Source organism: Acinetobacter sp. ANC_7634 (assembly GCF_056779875.1).
Map to the genome: position 1 here is coordinate 118,867 of NZ_JBWYIT010000009.1, position 16,436 is coordinate 135,302.

Here is a 16,436-nt window from a genome sequence, read left to right on the forward strand (position 1 = left end):
CAAATGATGGGCTTTTTTAATGTTGAGTGATTTGAATTTGAGGAATTGCAAAACCACGGCAAGAGTATTCACTTCGCCATGCGACTGTCAGCATACAATTCATGATTTCAAAATTCTGATACGCAAATACCCCTAAGACTGCATGCTCACAAATCCCACCCATATGTGTGATATGGGCATTGGTATTCAACTCATTTAAGCTCATGCGTATTCCCATCCCATGTGCCTTCAAAACTGCTTCCTTAATGGTCCAGACTTTAAACCAATAGCGAGAATCAAAATCCAATTCTGCCCATATCGCATATTCCTGTGGATGAAATGCATGTTTTGCTAAGGCTTCGAATCGAATTGATCGATTCAGCTCCTCAATATCCACACCCAAATCTCGAATATGATGTGATGTAACTAAAGCATAATAATGTTGACTATGACTATGGTTAAACTCAAAGTTTGAGATTTTTTTCAAAAAAGGTTTTCCATCTTTCGTTTGGTCAATATCCTCATTTTTTATTGTTCTGTTTAATTTACTTCCTAGTAAGCTGTTGCGATATTGGTAAATCATTTTTTTTCTAAGACTAATTTCTTCTGTGCGTGTGAGATTTTCAGGAACTTGAAAAAAAGAAGAAATTTTTGAAATATCAATTTGAATATGACGGGTCATAATAACGTTCTCAGTGATTCCATTTATCTTAATTTATTCGCATGATAAAAAAAGCCCAAACTTCACATTTGGGCTTTCTGGACTAAATTTACAATTGATTAACCGCGTTTGAACTTCTTCTCGGCTTTCTTAAACTTCTGTACATAACGACGTTTACGTGCCGCAGTACGCTCGTCAATTTGAGATTTACGACCTTCAAATGGGTTCTCTGAAGTTTTAAATTCAATTTTTACAGGTGTACCCTCTAGTTTATACACTTTACGGAACACGTTTTCTAAGTAACGACGATAGTCAGCTGGGGTTTTATCAACTTTATTACCGTGAATCACAATCGTAGGCGGGTTTTGACCACCGATATGCGCATAACGCATTTTAATTGCACGGCCTTGAACTTTAGGTGGATGATGCGCGTCTGTTGCATCTTTTAAGATCTCAGTGATTTTCGCTGGAGATACTTTCAAACGTGAAGATTCATATGCACGGTGGATTGAAGGATAAAGCTCACCCACACCTGTACCATGCAAAGCAGAAATTAAATGGATTTTTGCCCATGGAATAAAGTCAAAACGACGCTCAACATCCAATTTACATTGTTTGCGATCATATTCTGACATATTGTCCCATTTATTGATCGCAATCACCATCGCACGACCAGCTTCAATCGCATATCCAATCAAATGCAAGTCTTGCTCAACAATACCTTCACGCGCATCAACAACAACAACGACAACGTTGGCATCTTTCATTGCTTGTAAAGTCTTTACGATTGAGAATTTCTCAATCATTTCATCCACTTTACCTTTACGACGAACACCGGCAGTGTCAATGAGCGTATATTTTCGACCATCACGCTCAAATGGGATGTAAATTGAGTCACGTGTAGTACCAGGCTGGTCAAAAGCAACGACACGTTCTTCACCTAACAGGCGATTAACTAATGTTGACTTACCTACGTTCGGACGACCGATAATCGCTAGACGAAGCCCAGTATCTTCATCACGCTGTTCACTTAGGTCATCTTCTGGCACATCTTCAAGCACTTCTTCGAGCATTTGTTGAACACCACGCCCATGGCTTGCAGCCACTTGCATCGGTTCACCCATACCCAACTTAAAAAACTCAACCAATGCTGCCTCTGCATGAACACCATCAACTTTGTTGGCAACTAAAAATACTTTTTTACCGAGTGTACGTAACTCACGCGCAATCTGTTCATCAGATGCTAGAAGACCTGCACGCGCATCGACAACAAAGATAATCATATCTGCTTCATGAATCGCAGTTTTAGACTGCTCTGCCATGTAAGAGTCGATCCCACCTTCGTTTTCACCGATACCGCCAGTATCTACAACGATAAATGATTTATTTTGGTATACTGCATCACCATATTTACGGTCACGAGTAAGACCGGCAAAGTCTGCAACAAGCGCGTCACGACTTTTGGTAATCTGGTTAAACAGCGTTGATTTTCCGACGTTCGGACGACCAATGAGCGCAATAACGGGTTTCATAGATTAACCTTTAACAAGATCAGCCAATTCAATTGGCCTGAACATCAGAAACTGTGGAAGAAGTTAGACGAATCATCTACTTAAAAATAAAAATGTCGGGGTCTGGAAATTCAACACCCCGAACTTAAAATATGTATTCAGCGACTAGTTTACCATAAGCAGCGAAAAAATTAACGATTCTGCCAAATTGTAAGTGCGCCTGTACGTGTCACTGAGTAAAGCTGATTGTTTACTACACGTAACGAACGTACTTCACCACGCGTTTTTTCACGACCAACAAGTTGACCATTTTTAGGATCTACAAGGTGGAGTACCCCCTCATAATCACCTACCACTAAATACTGACCTAACATTACGGGGTTGCTTAATTGACGGTTAAGCAATTGATCATTAGTCCATAACGGCTGACCCGTCACCAGATCAAACGATACAATTTTACCATCTGTTTGCGTGACGAAGACTTGGCGACCTGCAACTTCAGCACGATTAATACTGCTTGCATCTTCACTCCAAATCACACGTTGCGAAACTAGATCTAGTACAGTGACTTGGCCTTGATAGCTAGTGGTAACAACCAATTGTCCTGCAACGATTGGATCTGCATCCACATCAACTAAACGCTGTATATCAGAACGACCATCGCTGACTGCCACACGTCTTTGCATACGCAAAGTTCCAGTGAGACTATCAATTGCGTACACGTATGCATTTGACGAGGCCACTAACACTGTTCGTGGGTCTAAGCGCACAGGTGAAGCTTGACCGCGTAAGCTCAATTGTTCGTTTGGCATACGATAGGTCCACACTTGTTGACCTGTTTTTTCATCCATACCAAACACCGTACCGTCATTTGCAACAACGATCACTCGACCAGTCTGAATAAGCGCCGCACTCAAAATTGCACCACTTAATTGCGCAGTCCAACGGATATCACCCGTTTTTTGATCGAGAGCAAACAGTTGACCTTTCTTGTTGCCGACGATCACTAACCCATTGGCCGCTTCAACACCTGAACTTAAACCAAGCTTGGTAACTTGTTTTTCCCAGACACGCTGCTTACCTTGATATGCAGAAACCTGTCCCTTAGGATCTAAAAAGTATAAAACACCTTGATCATTCGCCATTCTCAAACGCAATGGATCAGCAGCATCCGTCGCTGAAACATTATGTGAAAAAATAGGTGCTAAGCTCACCGATTGCTGAATTTTAGGCAACGGATTAGGTTTCACCTTTTCTTCTTTCACCGTATTGCTTGTACACGCCATTAGTGCACACGACAATGTCGCTAGAACAAAAGAAATTTTATACTTTCTATCCATTAAGACTCATCCGTTTGTATATCTAAAATTGGGCGCTCAATTTCAGGATCATCTACTAATATGCCAACACTTTCGAGTTTAATTTGTAAGATTTGGCGTTCTTGTTTAGTTGCAATTAAGTTATCCCACGCGCTCTGATAAGCTTTTTTCGCATTTTCAATATCATTCTTAGCAATATAAATATCGCCACGTGCTTCATCTACAGTTGTTTTGAAAGCGGGCAAAGTCAAACCAGACAATGTTTTTAAAGCTTCATCATATTTTTTTTGTGCCAGTTGAGCATCTGCTAAACGAAGCTTAATGATGTGTTGTAAACCTTCATCTTTGATTTGAGCATTTTCAATTTTTTTCAATTCACGTTCAGCTTTGGCATAATTCTCTTGGTCATAAGCCAATTTTGCCATTACAAATTGCGTTTGAACCGCATGAATCGAATCAGGATTTTCTTTTACAATTTTTTCAGCAGTTCCATCCAAAGCAGTCGCTACTTTAGGATCAGTTGTTGCAGCTTTCGCTTCATCAACCAAGAGCTGTACTTTAGCAGTCTGTATTTGATCTTCTGCTACGTTTTTCTTCTTCCAATATTCCCATCCGAAAAAGGCGATCAGGGCAAGAAGAATCAGCGTAATCAACGCCGATCCATATTTCTTAAAAAACGACTTTGCTGTATGCAGTTGTTCTTCGTCAGTCATTGCGCTCATATGATCGCCCTTTCCTTATGTTCTTAAATTTATTTTGAAGATAGTTTATCAATGATGAACGACACAATGTCATTGACCGCTACTTGTGTCTGCTCTGCTGTAGCCAACTCTTTGACTGAAAGTTGTTGCACCTCAGCTTCACGCTCACCAAAGATTAAGGCATAAATTGCACCAGACTGATCCGCTTTTTTCATTTGACTTTTCATCGAGCCTTGAGAGCCAACTTTCAGACGCACTGAACTACTTGCAGCTTCAAGTTGATCTCGTATTTGCTCAGCCAAAACTAAAGCTTTACCTTGCGTCCCAGGATCTGCAAGTAAAAATACTTCACAATCACGTACTGGTATATTGTCTTCTACTTGTTCTAAAAGAAGCAATAAACGCTCAATACCCATTGCAAAACCAACCGCAGGAACCGATTGATCTGGTTTACCTTTTAACTGACCCACTAAACCATCATAACGACCACCAGCACAAACCGTACCCTGTGAACCGAGATGTGTCGTCGTCCATTCAAATACAGTTTTATTATAGTAATCCAAGCCACGAACCAACTTTTGGTTAATGACAAATGAAATACCTGCATCGGTTAGATATTGCTGTAATTGTTGGAAATGTGCCAGCGTCTCTTCACCCATAAAGTCATGAAGTTTAGGCGCATTTTCTAAAATGCTTTGAGTTTTTGCATCTTTAGAGTCCAAAATACGCAGTGGATTCGTCGTTAAACGACGCTGCGAATCTTCATCTAAATCTGACTTATGTGATTCTAAAAACTCAACCAAGGCTGCGCGATAAGCTGCACGCTCATCTGACTCACCTAAAGTATTGAGCTCTAATTGAACTTTGTCCGCAACACCCATCCGTTTCCACAGACGCGCAGTCATCAAAATCAGTTCAGCATCTTGATCAGGAGTTGCAACACCAAACGTTTCCACACCAAATTGATGGAATTGACGGTAACGACCTTTTTGCGGTTTTTCATAACGGAACATCGGTCCAATATACCAAACACGCGGTGTCGCACCACGAAGCAAATTATGTTCGAGCATAGCACGTACACAACCCGCAGTACCTTCAGGACGTAAAGTCAAAGACTCAGGAGGATTACCTTTATCTAAAAACGTATACATCTCTTTTTCAACGATATCCGTTGCATCACCAATAGAACGCTTGAACAAGTTTGTCTGTTCAACCATCGGCAAACGAATTTGTTGATAGCCATAGGCATCCATCAAACCAGACAGATGCTGTTCAAGACGTCTCCAAGCTGGGGTTTGCGTTGGGAGAATGTCATTAAAACCTTTGATTGCGACGATTGAACTCATGATCTACTCAGAAAAACCTGTGCGAATAATCTCTTTTGATTTAGCTTTTTCAAGCTCGTTAACACGTTGACGAACCATATTTTCGATTTCGTCAACCAATTGATTTGTGTCAATTAAATGACTCTTTTCACCATTACGATACACCAGTGAACGTGGACTTGCGCCCACTACACCAATATCAGCTTCTTTAGCTTCACCAGGACCGTTGACTTTACACCCGATGACAGAAACATCCATTGGAGTACGTACATCTTCCAAACGCTCTTCAAGCATTTGCATCACTTTGATGACATTAAATTCTTGACGTGAACAACTTGGGCAAGCAATAAAGTTAATACCATTTGAACGTAAGCCCAAAGATTTAAGAATATCAAAACCAATTTTGATTTCTTCCTCAGGTTCCGCTGCTAATGAAATTCGCATGGTGTCGCCAATGCCTTCCATTAACAATCCGCCCAGTGCAATTGCCGACTTCACCGAACCAGTACGGTAAATTCCAGCTTCAGTCACCCCTAAATGTAAAGGATTGTCAATTTGTTGTGACAACAAACGATAAGCATCCATCGTCAAAAAGACATTCGATGCTTTCACTGACACTTTAAACTCTTGGAAATCCAAACGATCTAAAATATCAATATGACGCATTGCTGACTCAAGCAAAGCTTGACCTGTTGGCTCACCATATTTCTTTTGAATATCTTTTTCGAGAGAGCCTGCATTGACTCCAATTCGCATTGAAATATCGTTGTGACGAGCCGCAGCAACCACTTCACGAATCTTTGCTTCTGAACCGATATTCCCTGGGTTAATACGCAGACAATCTGCACCCAAATCTGCAACAGCTAAAGCAATTTTATAGTCAAAATGGATATCGGCAACGAGTGGAACTTGCACTTGTTTACGGATTTCTCCAAAAGCAGTAGCGGCTTCCATACTCGGTACAGACACACGCATAATATCCGCACCAGCATCCACACAACGTTGAATTTGTGCAACTGTTGCAGCTACATCACAAGTTTCAGTATTGGTCATGCTTTGAATACTGATTGGCGCATCGCCACCCACATACACAGAACCTACGCGAATTTTACGCGTTGGTTTGCGTCGAATCGGATTCTCGATCATCGTTTTACCTTTAATCCATTAACGTGATAAACGGAATTCAGCTTTTCCGTTTACGGTATATGGTGACAATGAAATATTTTCATTATTTAAACTCAATGAAACGGCTTGAGCATCATCTAATCGAATTTGGAATGGAGACTGTCCATTCAAACTAATCGCAGTTGATTGGCGTCCAGTTGCTAAAACTTTACCCGTACTGTCCACAATGTGTACTGATGTAGGGCGGCTAAAACTGAGATTCATCGTATCGCCTGATACTGCTTCAGTCGTGCCTGTACCATTGTTTAAGGTCAGAATTTGGACATTGTTGGATTGATTCGTATCAGAGTTTGACGAATCGCCTTTAGCAGCCCATTTTTGGATTGCGGAGATTAATAGCCAAGCCACGCCCAAAATAATTAACGCAATCACGATGCGTTTAATCCACTTGCGATTACGTACGCTTTTCGAGCCAGGAAGTTTCCCCATAATTTTAATTGGAGAATTGTTCAAAGCATGATTTGGCAGTAAACCTGTATCATTTTGATAGATTTCATCAAAACGTTGAATCAAAGCAGAGGCATCAACTTTGAGATACTTCGCATACGAACGATAATATCCCTTAATGAAAGTCGCTTCTGGCAACGATTTGTATTCGTCTTGCTCTAACGCTTCAAGCGTTTTTACTGGCATTTTCAAATCACCAGCAACTTTGACCAGATCACGTTGTTGAGAAATACGGATTTGACGCAAATACTCGCCAGGGCGTTGAATATTTCCTAAAGCATTAGGTGCTACGTTTGAACCAGTAGGTTGCTGTGAATTAGGATTTACTTCCATACGGCCTCAGTATTGAACTGTAATTGCAAATAACGTTGAAATTCTTGACTATTTGGAAATAAAGTACGCAACTGATTCACCAGCACATACATTCCCGTTCTATCACCATTGGCACGTGCGATACGTAAACCAATCCAGAGTGCTCGCGCACCTTGATTTTGCTGGCCAACTTTGAGTACAAATTGCTCATATAGCTGACGCGCGGCAATATTATTCTTTTGCAGATAAAATATCTCTGCTAACTCTATCATTGAAACAGTCGAGTCACGATTGACTTGCAGTGCTTGTTTGAACGTTTTTTCAGCATTCGGTATATCCCCTAGAATGAGATAAATCCGCCCAAGGTTTTCTAATGCACGATGACGTTGGTCATATCCAAGCGTTGCGCCTGCAATTGAAAGCTGTTTAACAGCATCATTATATCGCTTCACTTGATACAAATACGTACCATAGTTGTTACGTGCTTGCGCATTTTTAGGATCAATTGAAATAGCACGAGAAAAATAATGATCTGCACGTTGCATGTTGATGTCACTTCCTTCTTGCTGAAGCAACACCCCCATCATCATATTTGCAGTTGAATCGCGCGAATTAACCTCTAATGCCTGATCAAGCACACGTTTGGCAGCATCTAAATTCCCATTCCGAATATATTCAGCCGCCATTTGGGTACGAACTTTCACTGATTTCTCAGGATCCTTTTTGCTCGTATCGCCACTGGTAGTTTGGCATCCAAAGAAAAGCAATCCAGATAAAGCGACTGTCATCGTCATGACTATTTTTTTATACATCGGCTTGCTCAAATGATGCCTCCCTCTTTTTAATCATTCACATCTAAATGATACAACTAGCCTTGTGAACGCATAATTTCATTACGTTCTAGCACTTTTTTCTTCCATTGTTCTGCACGACGAGTACGGTCAGCCACTTGACCAACCAATTGACCACAAGCTGCGTCAATATCATCCCCACGTGTCTGACGAATCGTACACACAAAACCAGCATCAGACAAAGTTTTTTGGAAAGAAATGATGCGATTTCGGCTCGAACGCCCGTATGGTGCATGTGGGAATGGATTAAATGGAATCAAGTTAATTTTACTTGGTAAATTTTTTAACAACTTAATCATCTGCTGTGCATGTTCAGGATGATCGTTGACCCCGTCTAACATGACATATTCAATTGTGACATGCTTACGTGCACTTTCATTACCATCTTTAGTGATGTAACGCTGACACGCTGCAATGAGTTGCTCTAAGGGATATTTTTTATTAATTGGTACTAATTCGTTACGTAACTCATCATTGGTTGCATGCAATGAAATTGCAAGCGCAACATCGATGTCTTGAGCCAATTGATCTATCTTCGGCACAACCCCTGACGTTGACAATGTGACACGGCGTTTAGACATTCCATAGGCGAAATCATCAAGCATGATACGCATTGAATTAAGCACAGCGTCATAGTTCAATAATGGTTCGCCCATACCCATCATTACCACGTTGGTCACAGAGCGCTCACGCTCAGCAACTGGCACATCTTCCATATAGGAATAGTTCGCCATCCACAACTGACCAATAATTTCAGCCTGTGTTAAATCGCGTTGGAAACCTTGTTTTCCTGTTGAACAGAACGAACAGTCCAAAGCACAACCGACTTGTGATGAAATACATAACGTTTTACGCGAACCCGTTTTATCCTCAGCAGGAATCAGTACTGTTTCAACCAAAGAACCCGCACCATCACCTACACGGAATACCCACTTACGTGTTCCATCTTTAGAATAGTTTTTATGCACGACTTCTGGTGCTTTGATTTCACAAATCTTTTCAAGTTTTTCACGTAATTTCCCTGAAATATTAGTCATTTCAGCAAAATCAGTAACGAAGAACTGATGAATCCATTTCATCACCTGACCCGCACGGAACTTTTTCTCCCCCATATCCTCAAAGAATTTTTCCATTTGCGGACGTGACAGGCCAAGTAAATTCACTTTCTGTACAGTATCAGCCTGCTGTACTTGAACAGTAGTGGGCTGTTGTTCATCTAAATTGACGGATGAAGCGACAACTTCAGAATTCATGAGTATTACCTAAACCATAATGTGGGATAAAAGAACATGCTCAATTTTCAAGCAATAAAATCTTTCAGAAATAAAAAAACCAGATAAGCAGTATAGCACTTATCTGGTTTGAATACTGCGAATTAACGAGTACGTGGAGCGATCTCAGTTTGAGCGAAGAAGTAGTTAACTTCACGATCAGCAGATGCTACAGAGTCAGAACCGTGAGCAGCATTTTCGTCGATGCTTACAGCGAAGTCAGCGCGGATTGTACCTGGAGCAGCTTCTTTAGGGTTAGTAGCGCCAAGGATGTCACGGTGAGCAAGAACTGCGTTTTCACCTTCAAGAACTGATACAACAACTGGACCAGAAGTCATGAACGCAACGAGGTCAGCAAAGAAACCACGTTCTTTGTGCTCAGCATAGAAGCCTTCAGCTTCAGCTTGAGTTAAATGTTTCATTTTAGTCGCAACGATTTTAAGACCAGCTTTTTCGAAACGAGCAAAAATGTCACCGATGTGGTTTTTAGCAACTGCATCTGGTTTAACGATAGATAAAGTACGTTCAATAGCCATGATTGGCTCCTTTAGTCAAATTGACATGAAAATTTTGGCGCATTATACCGAATAATGCGCGATTATCTGCTTTTCGCGTGTAAAAAAATGGTTTTTTTCGATCGATGAATTATCGAGCTTCGTCAATCCAAGCCATTTGAATTGCTTCTAACAATCCTTCTGTTGATTTGTTTGGATCATCTTCGAACTCTGGAAGCGCACAAACCCATGCATGAAGATCAGTAAAACGGATCCATTGTGGATCTACATCTGGATGGGCTTCATACAGTTCAATTGCGATATCAAGGGTGTCTGTCCAACGTAAACCCATACTTATTCCTAAATCATCTTTGGTGAATTCATGGCTTAATTTTAGCAAAAAGCAAATCAAGACGTACAATTATATTGCTTTTGTACGCCTTATCATGCAATCAACTTACCCTCACAATATGATATTCAATGCTGGAGCAGCTAAGATAATACCACTCGCAACCGTCGCCCCAATTAAGGCTCCAACTAAAACATCAGTTGGGTAATGCAATCCCAATACCATGCGCGACAACGCAACCAAAATGGTAAATGGCATCATCATCACCAGCAAGACAGGCTCTACATAACCCAATACGATTGTTGCCATTACTGCATGCAATGTATGACCAGAAGGAAAACTAAAATGATCTAGTGGTCTTTCGCCAATATGAATAACTTGGTGAACTTGGTATGGTCGTGGACGTACTGTTTTTGTTTTTAAAATTTTATAAATCAGCGTACCTAACGAAGCAGCAACAACAATATATAAAATTTGAATAGTGTATTGCGGTCCTTGCAGTAGCCACACCAACGCCACCATCATGTACCAAAAAACTCCATCTCCGAGCCGACTAATAATTTTAAATATGAGTGCAATACTTTGTGTATGCGATAGATTATTGAAATAGAGACATCCTCTTAGATCAAGATCGAGTATTTTTATTTTGGTATTTTTAAAATTCATTTCACTCTACTCCTATCGTTCAAGCCATGAGCGTTTTCTGCTGCACGACACGATAAAATGCATGTTCGAGTTGTTGAACTGGATGTTGCCATCCGACTTGTTGTACTTTTTTCATTGCTTGCATCCCCATTGCATGCAAGCGTTTGTTCTGGGGCAGATTAATAATATATTGAACCAAGGTTGCAGGCTCACCCAAAGGTGCTAACCATGCTGTTTCCGCATCTAAATACTGCTTAGCACAAGCATAATCATAAGCAACGACAGGCAATGCACTCGCCATCGCTTCAAGCACGACATTGCCAAAAGTCTCTACTTGACTGGCAAAAACAAATACATCTGCGCTTGCAAATGATTCAGCAAGATTTGTACCACTTAAGCTTCCAGTAAAGATGATATCGGTATGTTTGCTTTGACGAACCAAACGCGAATAATCGGGCCCATCCCCCACGATGACCAACTTAAATCTGCGCGTTGTTTGTGTTTTAAGTTTTAAATAGGCATCAATTAACACCTGAATTTCTTTTTCAGGTGAAACACGACCAACATAAAGCAGGACAGTTGTATTCTCACAAGCATCCCATTGTCGTCTGAGTTGCACACTTCGAAAAGTAGGTGAAAACTTTTCAACATCCACCCCAGTCTTAATCACTTCAACTTGACATGTAACACCAAAGTTACGTATCGCATCAGCCGAGTCCTGACTTGGTACACAGGTCAATTGCGTATTGTTATGAAACCATTTGAGATAGTGCTGAATCGGCTTGACCATAAATGCAAGATCATAAAAACGACTAAAGTCATGAAAAGCAGAATGAAAACCACTACTCACAGGAATCTTTTTGTTTTTTGAGAGCTGAAGTACCGCTAAACCTAATGGTCCTTCCGTCACGATATGCACCAAATCTGGTTGAAATTCATCAAAAGCTTTAGCCACTTTGCCATACTGTGGCCAGCCAAATTGCATATGGGCATACTTCGGAATGGTTTGACCATTCACCAAACACTCACGATTCGGTGAAAATTCCGAACATATTTGTTTTTGTGAAGGTCGTACCAATAGAATTTTGTGACCAAGTTTCTGTAGACCTTTGCAAATCTGTAGTAAAGACAATGAAACACCATTCAGTTCTGGCGGCCATGTCTCCGTAACGACAGCTATTTTTAATCTAGATCGCCCCAATTGCTCAAGCACCGATACATCACGATCGGAGTTTTGATTTTTAAATTTTAGCCTCTGGTGATCATATTGCGTTGTCGATCTAGGCAATACAGTGTCCATGATTCCCATCATCACACCTCTTTTGTATTTTTTTCATACTTTTACTTTAGAGATGGATCATTTCATTATGATGATGATTTCATTAAATACTTGTCATAATTAGAATAGATGACTGATTCACCGACCACCCTCAAACACGCGACAAGAATCTACAAATTCAAGATAACTTAGTGAAATAAAGTACGATGCACAGCAAAAAATAACGCTTGCTCAAAATCAATAACAGGTTTCAACCATCCTGTTGCAGCAACTGCAAGATGCGCTTTCTCACCCATTATTTTTAAATCGGGTTGATTCAATGTTGCTGTCATTGCTCGTTCGAACATATCTAGATCACCGAGAGGGATCAGCCATCCCGTTTCATTGTGCACAACATGCAGTTTGGCACATGCATAATCATAAGCCACCACAGGCAAGCCACTTGCCAATGCTTCAAGCGCGACATTTCCAAAGGTTTCAACTTGACTTGTAAAGATAAACACATCTGCACTGGCATATGCACATGCCAAATCATCACCAGTCAAACTTCCCATAAAAATAATATCGGGATGATGACCCGCAAGAGCTGCAAGCCTTACTCGATCTGGCCCATCTCCGACAATGATCAATTTAGTATGATGCTCAACCCCACCTTGCATTTTCAAAAAAGTCCGAATAATCAGGTCTACTTCCTTTTCAGGTGACAACCGACCAACAGAAATCAGTACTCGTGTATGCTCATTTGCGTCCCATTGATCTCTGAGCAACTCCGATCTTTTATTCGGATTAAACAATTGGGTATCAACACCTCTCCCCACCATCCTTAACTCACCGCTTACTCCCATTTGTTTTAAAGCATGCTGTGTATCTAAACTTGGCACACAAGTCACGTCTGTCTTATTGTGAAACCATGTTAAATACTTTGAGATAGGTTTAACGAGAAAAGGAAACTCAAAGTATCGACTAAACTCTTGAAAAGCAGAGTGAAAACCACTTGAAACAGGAATATTCTGAGATTTAGCTACCATTAGACTCGCAAATCCCAATGGTCCCTCTGTCACAATATGCACAACATCTGGCTGAAATACCTCAACCGCTTTTGAGATTTTAGAAAACTGTGGCCAACCGAATTGTAAGGTGGGATATTTCGGAATCGCCTGAGCATGCACCCAACACTCTGCATCAGGTTTAAACCGTTTACATTTCACTTTGGGTTGGGGACGAATCAACAAAATTTGATGACCTCGCTTCTGCAAACCCAGACATAAATTCATCAGTGAGTTTGCAACACCATTAATCTCTGGTGACCATGTCTCTGTCACAATGGCAATTTTTAATTGAGGATGTCGTTTAGGCTGATCAGCATCAGGAAGAAGAATAAAATCCTCAAATGACGTATTTTTTTTAATGTCCAATAATTCAAATAATTTTTTTTGTTGTGTTGCTTGTAAATTTAGGAGTGCCATCATCACACCTTTTATTAATGTTATCCCTAAAATTTAAAAGAACATAATGTCAATATGATGATGGTTTCATGACAGCCTTGTCATAAGGCTCATTCATATTTTCACATTTTTAAGGCTCTTGCTCTTGAACACGATCTACATCACTGCCTAGCTCATTCTCTTGCTCTTGACCAGAGTTAACTGGTGGTTCGTCAATCCGTTTTTCCAAGTTTTCTCCTTGAAGTGCTACAGAGGATTCTGATGATGTCCGATCTTCTAATTGTTTAGTTTCTTGTTCAGCATTAACTGCAACTGGTTTCAAACTGCCTTCAACAATTGTATAAACCTGTCCATTAGAAAAATCGATGTGCTGTTTATCACCATGTAACAGTGAAAATCCAACGATTTGCTCGTACTGCTCTGCACGTTTAAATTTTTGTTGAACAGAATTATAAATCCAGTAAATAAAACGACGATCTTGAAGCGTTTTATCCTCTGACAGATCAGAGAGCACTACATCATAGTAACCATCAAAATTCATATCCATATAACCAATACTATTGGGAAACGCTTGAAAGCCTTGAAGTATTTGCAAGCTTTTTTGATTGGCTTTATCAAACACCTCGATACGTGTCATTAGTCGTTTGAAAGGATGGTTAACTTTAGATATGCCATAGAAATTAAAACTCACATCAGGCGTACTTTTTACTTTAAAAGCAGGCTCGAATTTCTTTGTTCGAATCACACCCACATGATTGACCAAAGTAGATTTAAATACATTCGTTTTATAGTTAAGCTGTCCTTTCAAGTCTTGAATTGCATTTGAATCATCACTCAGTTGTTCTGCTTTAAAAAACTTGATCGCCTTTTTGCTCCCCTTTAAATTGGATAGTGACGTTGTCTTTGAGGGAAGTAAGCGTTGCATTTGGATGAAGCACATCCATCTAAAGACTCAAAAAATATTCGTTATCTGTTGACCTTAATAATCGCTGCATTGATATGCGAACATTATCTAAGACAAGCTCAGCATCACTATTTGGCGTTTTTTGCTCAATATCAGTTGTTTGTTGCGCCCATCCACAGATTGGCAAGATCGCCAATAAGTAACATACAAACGTTAATTTCATTCCCAACCTCAATCCTTGAGTTATTAAGTGTTCTTGTTAAATACTGATTATTCTGTTTAGCTAAGCCTCTGTCGACTGCAACTTAATCTACCTGTCATTGAGTTACTTTTTAATGACTATTTTTATCATGCCTGTCGTCTTTTTTTTCAATGCATTACGAAAAGGCAAGTCTCAGAATTCAAAGTTTCTAGAATTGTGGTAACCTATTATCAATAATCCAAGGTATGAACGAGTACAAAACACTGTTTTTTTTACGAAGTGCAAGGAAGCAGTGCCATACTTTGAATAAAATACAAGAAATGAAAAACACTACCTTACCTTGAGGCACACAATTTTAATTAATAATCTGATCCATTTTTTAAGACAAAAAAAGCCCACTCATTTTGAGTGGGCTTTCGCATTCAAATCAGATGATTCGAGAACTTAGTTCTTTTCTTTATCAACGATTTTGTTTGCTTGAATCCAAGGCATCATCGCACGCAATTTAGCACCAGTGACTTCGATACCGTGAGCAGCATTTTGACGACGACGAGCAGTCATAGATGGGTAGTTTAACGCACCTTCTTGGATGAACATCTTCGCATATTCACCAGATTGAATACGTTTAAGCGCATTGCGCATCGCTTCACGAGACTGTTCGTTGATTACTTCAACACCAGTAACGTATTCACCGTACTCAGCATTGTTAGATACAGAGTAGTTCATGTCCGCGATACCGCCTTCGAACATTAAGTCAACGATCAATTTAAGTTCGTGTAGACATTCGAAGTAAGCCATTTCTGGTGCGTAACCCGCTTCAACAAGAGTTTCGAAGCCCATTTTAACCAATTCAACAGCACCACCACAAAGAACTGCTTGCTCACCGAAAAGGTCAGTTTCAGTTTCTTCACGGAATGAAGTTTCGATAATACCTGTACGACCGCCACCAACACCTGAAGCGTAAGAAAGCGCAAGATTACGTGCATTACCAGAAGCATCTTGGTGAATCGCGATAAGATCAGGAACACCTGAACCACGTTGATATTCAGAACGTACAGTGTGACCAGGTGCTTTTGGAGCAACCATGATTACGTCTAAGTCAGCACGTGGAACAACTTGGTTATAAAGAACAGAGAAACCATGAGCAAATGCAAGAGTAGCACCTTGCTTGATGTTTGGCTCAATTACATCACGGTAAAGTTGAGCTTGGAATTCATCTGGAGTCAAGATCATTACTACGTCAGCTTGAGCTACAGCAGCAGGAACTTCAGCAACTTTAAGACCAGAATTTTCAGCTTTTTTCCAAGAAGCAGAACCAGCACGTAAACCAACAGTTACGTCAACGCCAGAATCTTTAAGGTTAAGCGCGTGAGCGTGACCTTGTGAACCGTAACCAATGATTGCTACTTTCTTAGATTGGATGATAGATAAGTCGCAGTCTTTATCATAAAAAATTTGCATTGCTGTCTCCGCTAAAATGCTTTGGCTTCCGTTTGATTAGCGAATGTTAATGTGGTTCGCCAACCCCCTCCTCTCGGAGGAGGGAAGAATTTGTT

The 16,436-nt window shown here is 40.3% G+C and carries 17 protein-coding genes; all 17 read right to left on the bottom strand.

What is annotated here, in order from left to right; genetic code table 11:
- Window positions 1-16: 16 nt before the first annotated feature.
- Entirely contained in the window at window positions 17-661 is a 645-nt protein-coding gene (locus tag AC1M9A_RS10575; RefSeq protein WP_481610163.1) for a 4'-phosphopantetheinyl transferase family protein, read from the bottom strand.
- Window positions 662-759: 98 nt separating this feature from the next.
- Window positions 760-2,172 carry a ribosome biogenesis GTPase Der gene (der, locus tag AC1M9A_RS10580; protein WP_035265604.1) on the bottom strand — a complete coding sequence of 471 codons (1,413 nt, stop codon included), beginning with the start codon at window positions 2,170-2,172 and terminating at the stop codon, window positions 760-762.
- A 170-nt stretch (window positions 2,173-2,342) separates the two neighbouring features.
- Window positions 2,343-3,491 carry an outer membrane protein assembly factor BamB gene (gene bamB / locus AC1M9A_RS10585; RefSeq protein WP_180028872.1) on the bottom strand — a complete coding sequence of 383 codons (1,149 nt, stop codon included), beginning with the start codon at window positions 3,489-3,491 and terminating at the stop codon, window positions 2,343-2,345.
- Window positions 3,491-4,192: a YfgM family protein gene (locus AC1M9A_RS10590; protein WP_180028873.1), complete on the bottom strand. Its 702-nt coding sequence runs from the start codon at window positions 4,190-4,192 to the stop codon at window positions 3,491-3,493. Before AC1M9A_RS10590 ends, bamB begins: the two co-directional genes overlap by 1 nt.
- Window positions 4,193-4,221: 29 nt before the next feature.
- Entirely contained in the window at window positions 4,222-5,517 is a 1,296-nt protein-coding gene (hisS, locus tag AC1M9A_RS10595; protein ID WP_481610164.1) for a histidine--tRNA ligase, read from the bottom strand.
- 3 nt (window positions 5,518-5,520) lie between these two features.
- A complete protein-coding gene (ispG, locus tag AC1M9A_RS10600) occupies window positions 5,521-6,642 on the bottom strand; it encodes a flavodoxin-dependent (E)-4-hydroxy-3-methylbut-2-enyl-diphosphate synthase (protein ID WP_481591683.1) in 1,122 nt (373 codons plus the stop codon).
- An 18-nt stretch (window positions 6,643-6,660) separates the two neighbouring features.
- Window positions 6,661-7,461, bottom strand: coding sequence for a RodZ domain-containing protein (locus AC1M9A_RS10605; RefSeq protein WP_481591682.1), 801 nt, complete (start codon window positions 7,459-7,461; stop codon window positions 6,661-6,663).
- A complete protein-coding gene (pilW, locus tag AC1M9A_RS10610) occupies window positions 7,452-8,252 on the bottom strand; it encodes a type IV pilus biogenesis/stability protein PilW (protein ID WP_179998933.1) in 801 nt (266 codons plus the stop codon). Before pilW ends, AC1M9A_RS10605 begins: the two co-directional genes overlap by 10 nt.
- Window positions 8,253-8,308: 56 nt before the next feature.
- Window positions 8,309-9,544 (bottom strand): dual-specificity RNA methyltransferase RlmN, encoded by a 1,236-nt coding sequence (gene rlmN / locus AC1M9A_RS10615; RefSeq protein ID WP_035265621.1) that lies wholly within the window; start codon window positions 9,542-9,544, stop codon window positions 8,309-8,311.
- A gap of 122 nt (window positions 9,545-9,666) precedes the next feature.
- Window positions 9,667-10,098, bottom strand: coding sequence for a nucleoside-diphosphate kinase (ndk, locus tag AC1M9A_RS10620; protein ID WP_035265623.1), 432 nt, complete (start codon window positions 10,096-10,098; stop codon window positions 9,667-9,669).
- Between the two features lie 109 nt (window positions 10,099-10,207).
- The gene (gene iscX, locus AC1M9A_RS10625) at window positions 10,208-10,408 is read right to left on the bottom strand and encodes a Fe-S cluster assembly protein IscX (protein ID WP_035265625.1); all 201 of its coding nucleotides are present in this window, start codon (window positions 10,406-10,408) and stop codon (window positions 10,208-10,210) included.
- A 111-nt stretch (window positions 10,409-10,519) separates the two neighbouring features.
- Window positions 10,520-11,071 (bottom strand): phosphatase PAP2 family protein, encoded by a 552-nt coding sequence (locus AC1M9A_RS10630; RefSeq protein WP_035265627.1) that lies wholly within the window; start codon window positions 11,069-11,071, stop codon window positions 10,520-10,522.
- Window positions 11,072-11,090: 19 nt separating this feature from the next.
- On the bottom strand, window positions 11,091-12,362 hold the full coding sequence (locus AC1M9A_RS10635) for a glycosyltransferase family 4 protein (RefSeq protein ID WP_481610165.1): 1,272 nt from the start codon (window positions 12,360-12,362) through the stop codon (window positions 11,091-11,093).
- A 155-nt stretch (window positions 12,363-12,517) separates the two neighbouring features.
- The gene (locus tag AC1M9A_RS10640) at window positions 12,518-13,795 is read right to left on the bottom strand and encodes a glycosyltransferase family 4 protein (protein WP_481610166.1); all 1,278 of its coding nucleotides are present in this window, start codon (window positions 13,793-13,795) and stop codon (window positions 12,518-12,520) included.
- Between the two features lie 109 nt (window positions 13,796-13,904).
- Window positions 13,905-14,699, bottom strand: a complete 795-nt coding sequence (locus tag AC1M9A_RS10645) for an XAC2610-related protein (protein ID WP_481610167.1) — start codon at window positions 14,697-14,699, stop codon at window positions 13,905-13,907.
- A 19-nt stretch (window positions 14,700-14,718) separates the two neighbouring features.
- Window positions 14,719-14,901: a hypothetical protein gene (locus tag AC1M9A_RS10650; protein ID WP_481610168.1), complete on the bottom strand. Its 183-nt coding sequence runs from the start codon at window positions 14,899-14,901 to the stop codon at window positions 14,719-14,721.
- A gap of 423 nt (window positions 14,902-15,324) precedes the next feature.
- Window positions 15,325-16,341 carry a ketol-acid reductoisomerase gene (ilvC, locus tag AC1M9A_RS10655; RefSeq protein WP_035265630.1) on the bottom strand — a complete coding sequence of 339 codons (1,017 nt, stop codon included), beginning with the start codon at window positions 16,339-16,341 and terminating at the stop codon, window positions 15,325-15,327.
- Window positions 16,342-16,436: the final 95 nt, after the last annotated feature.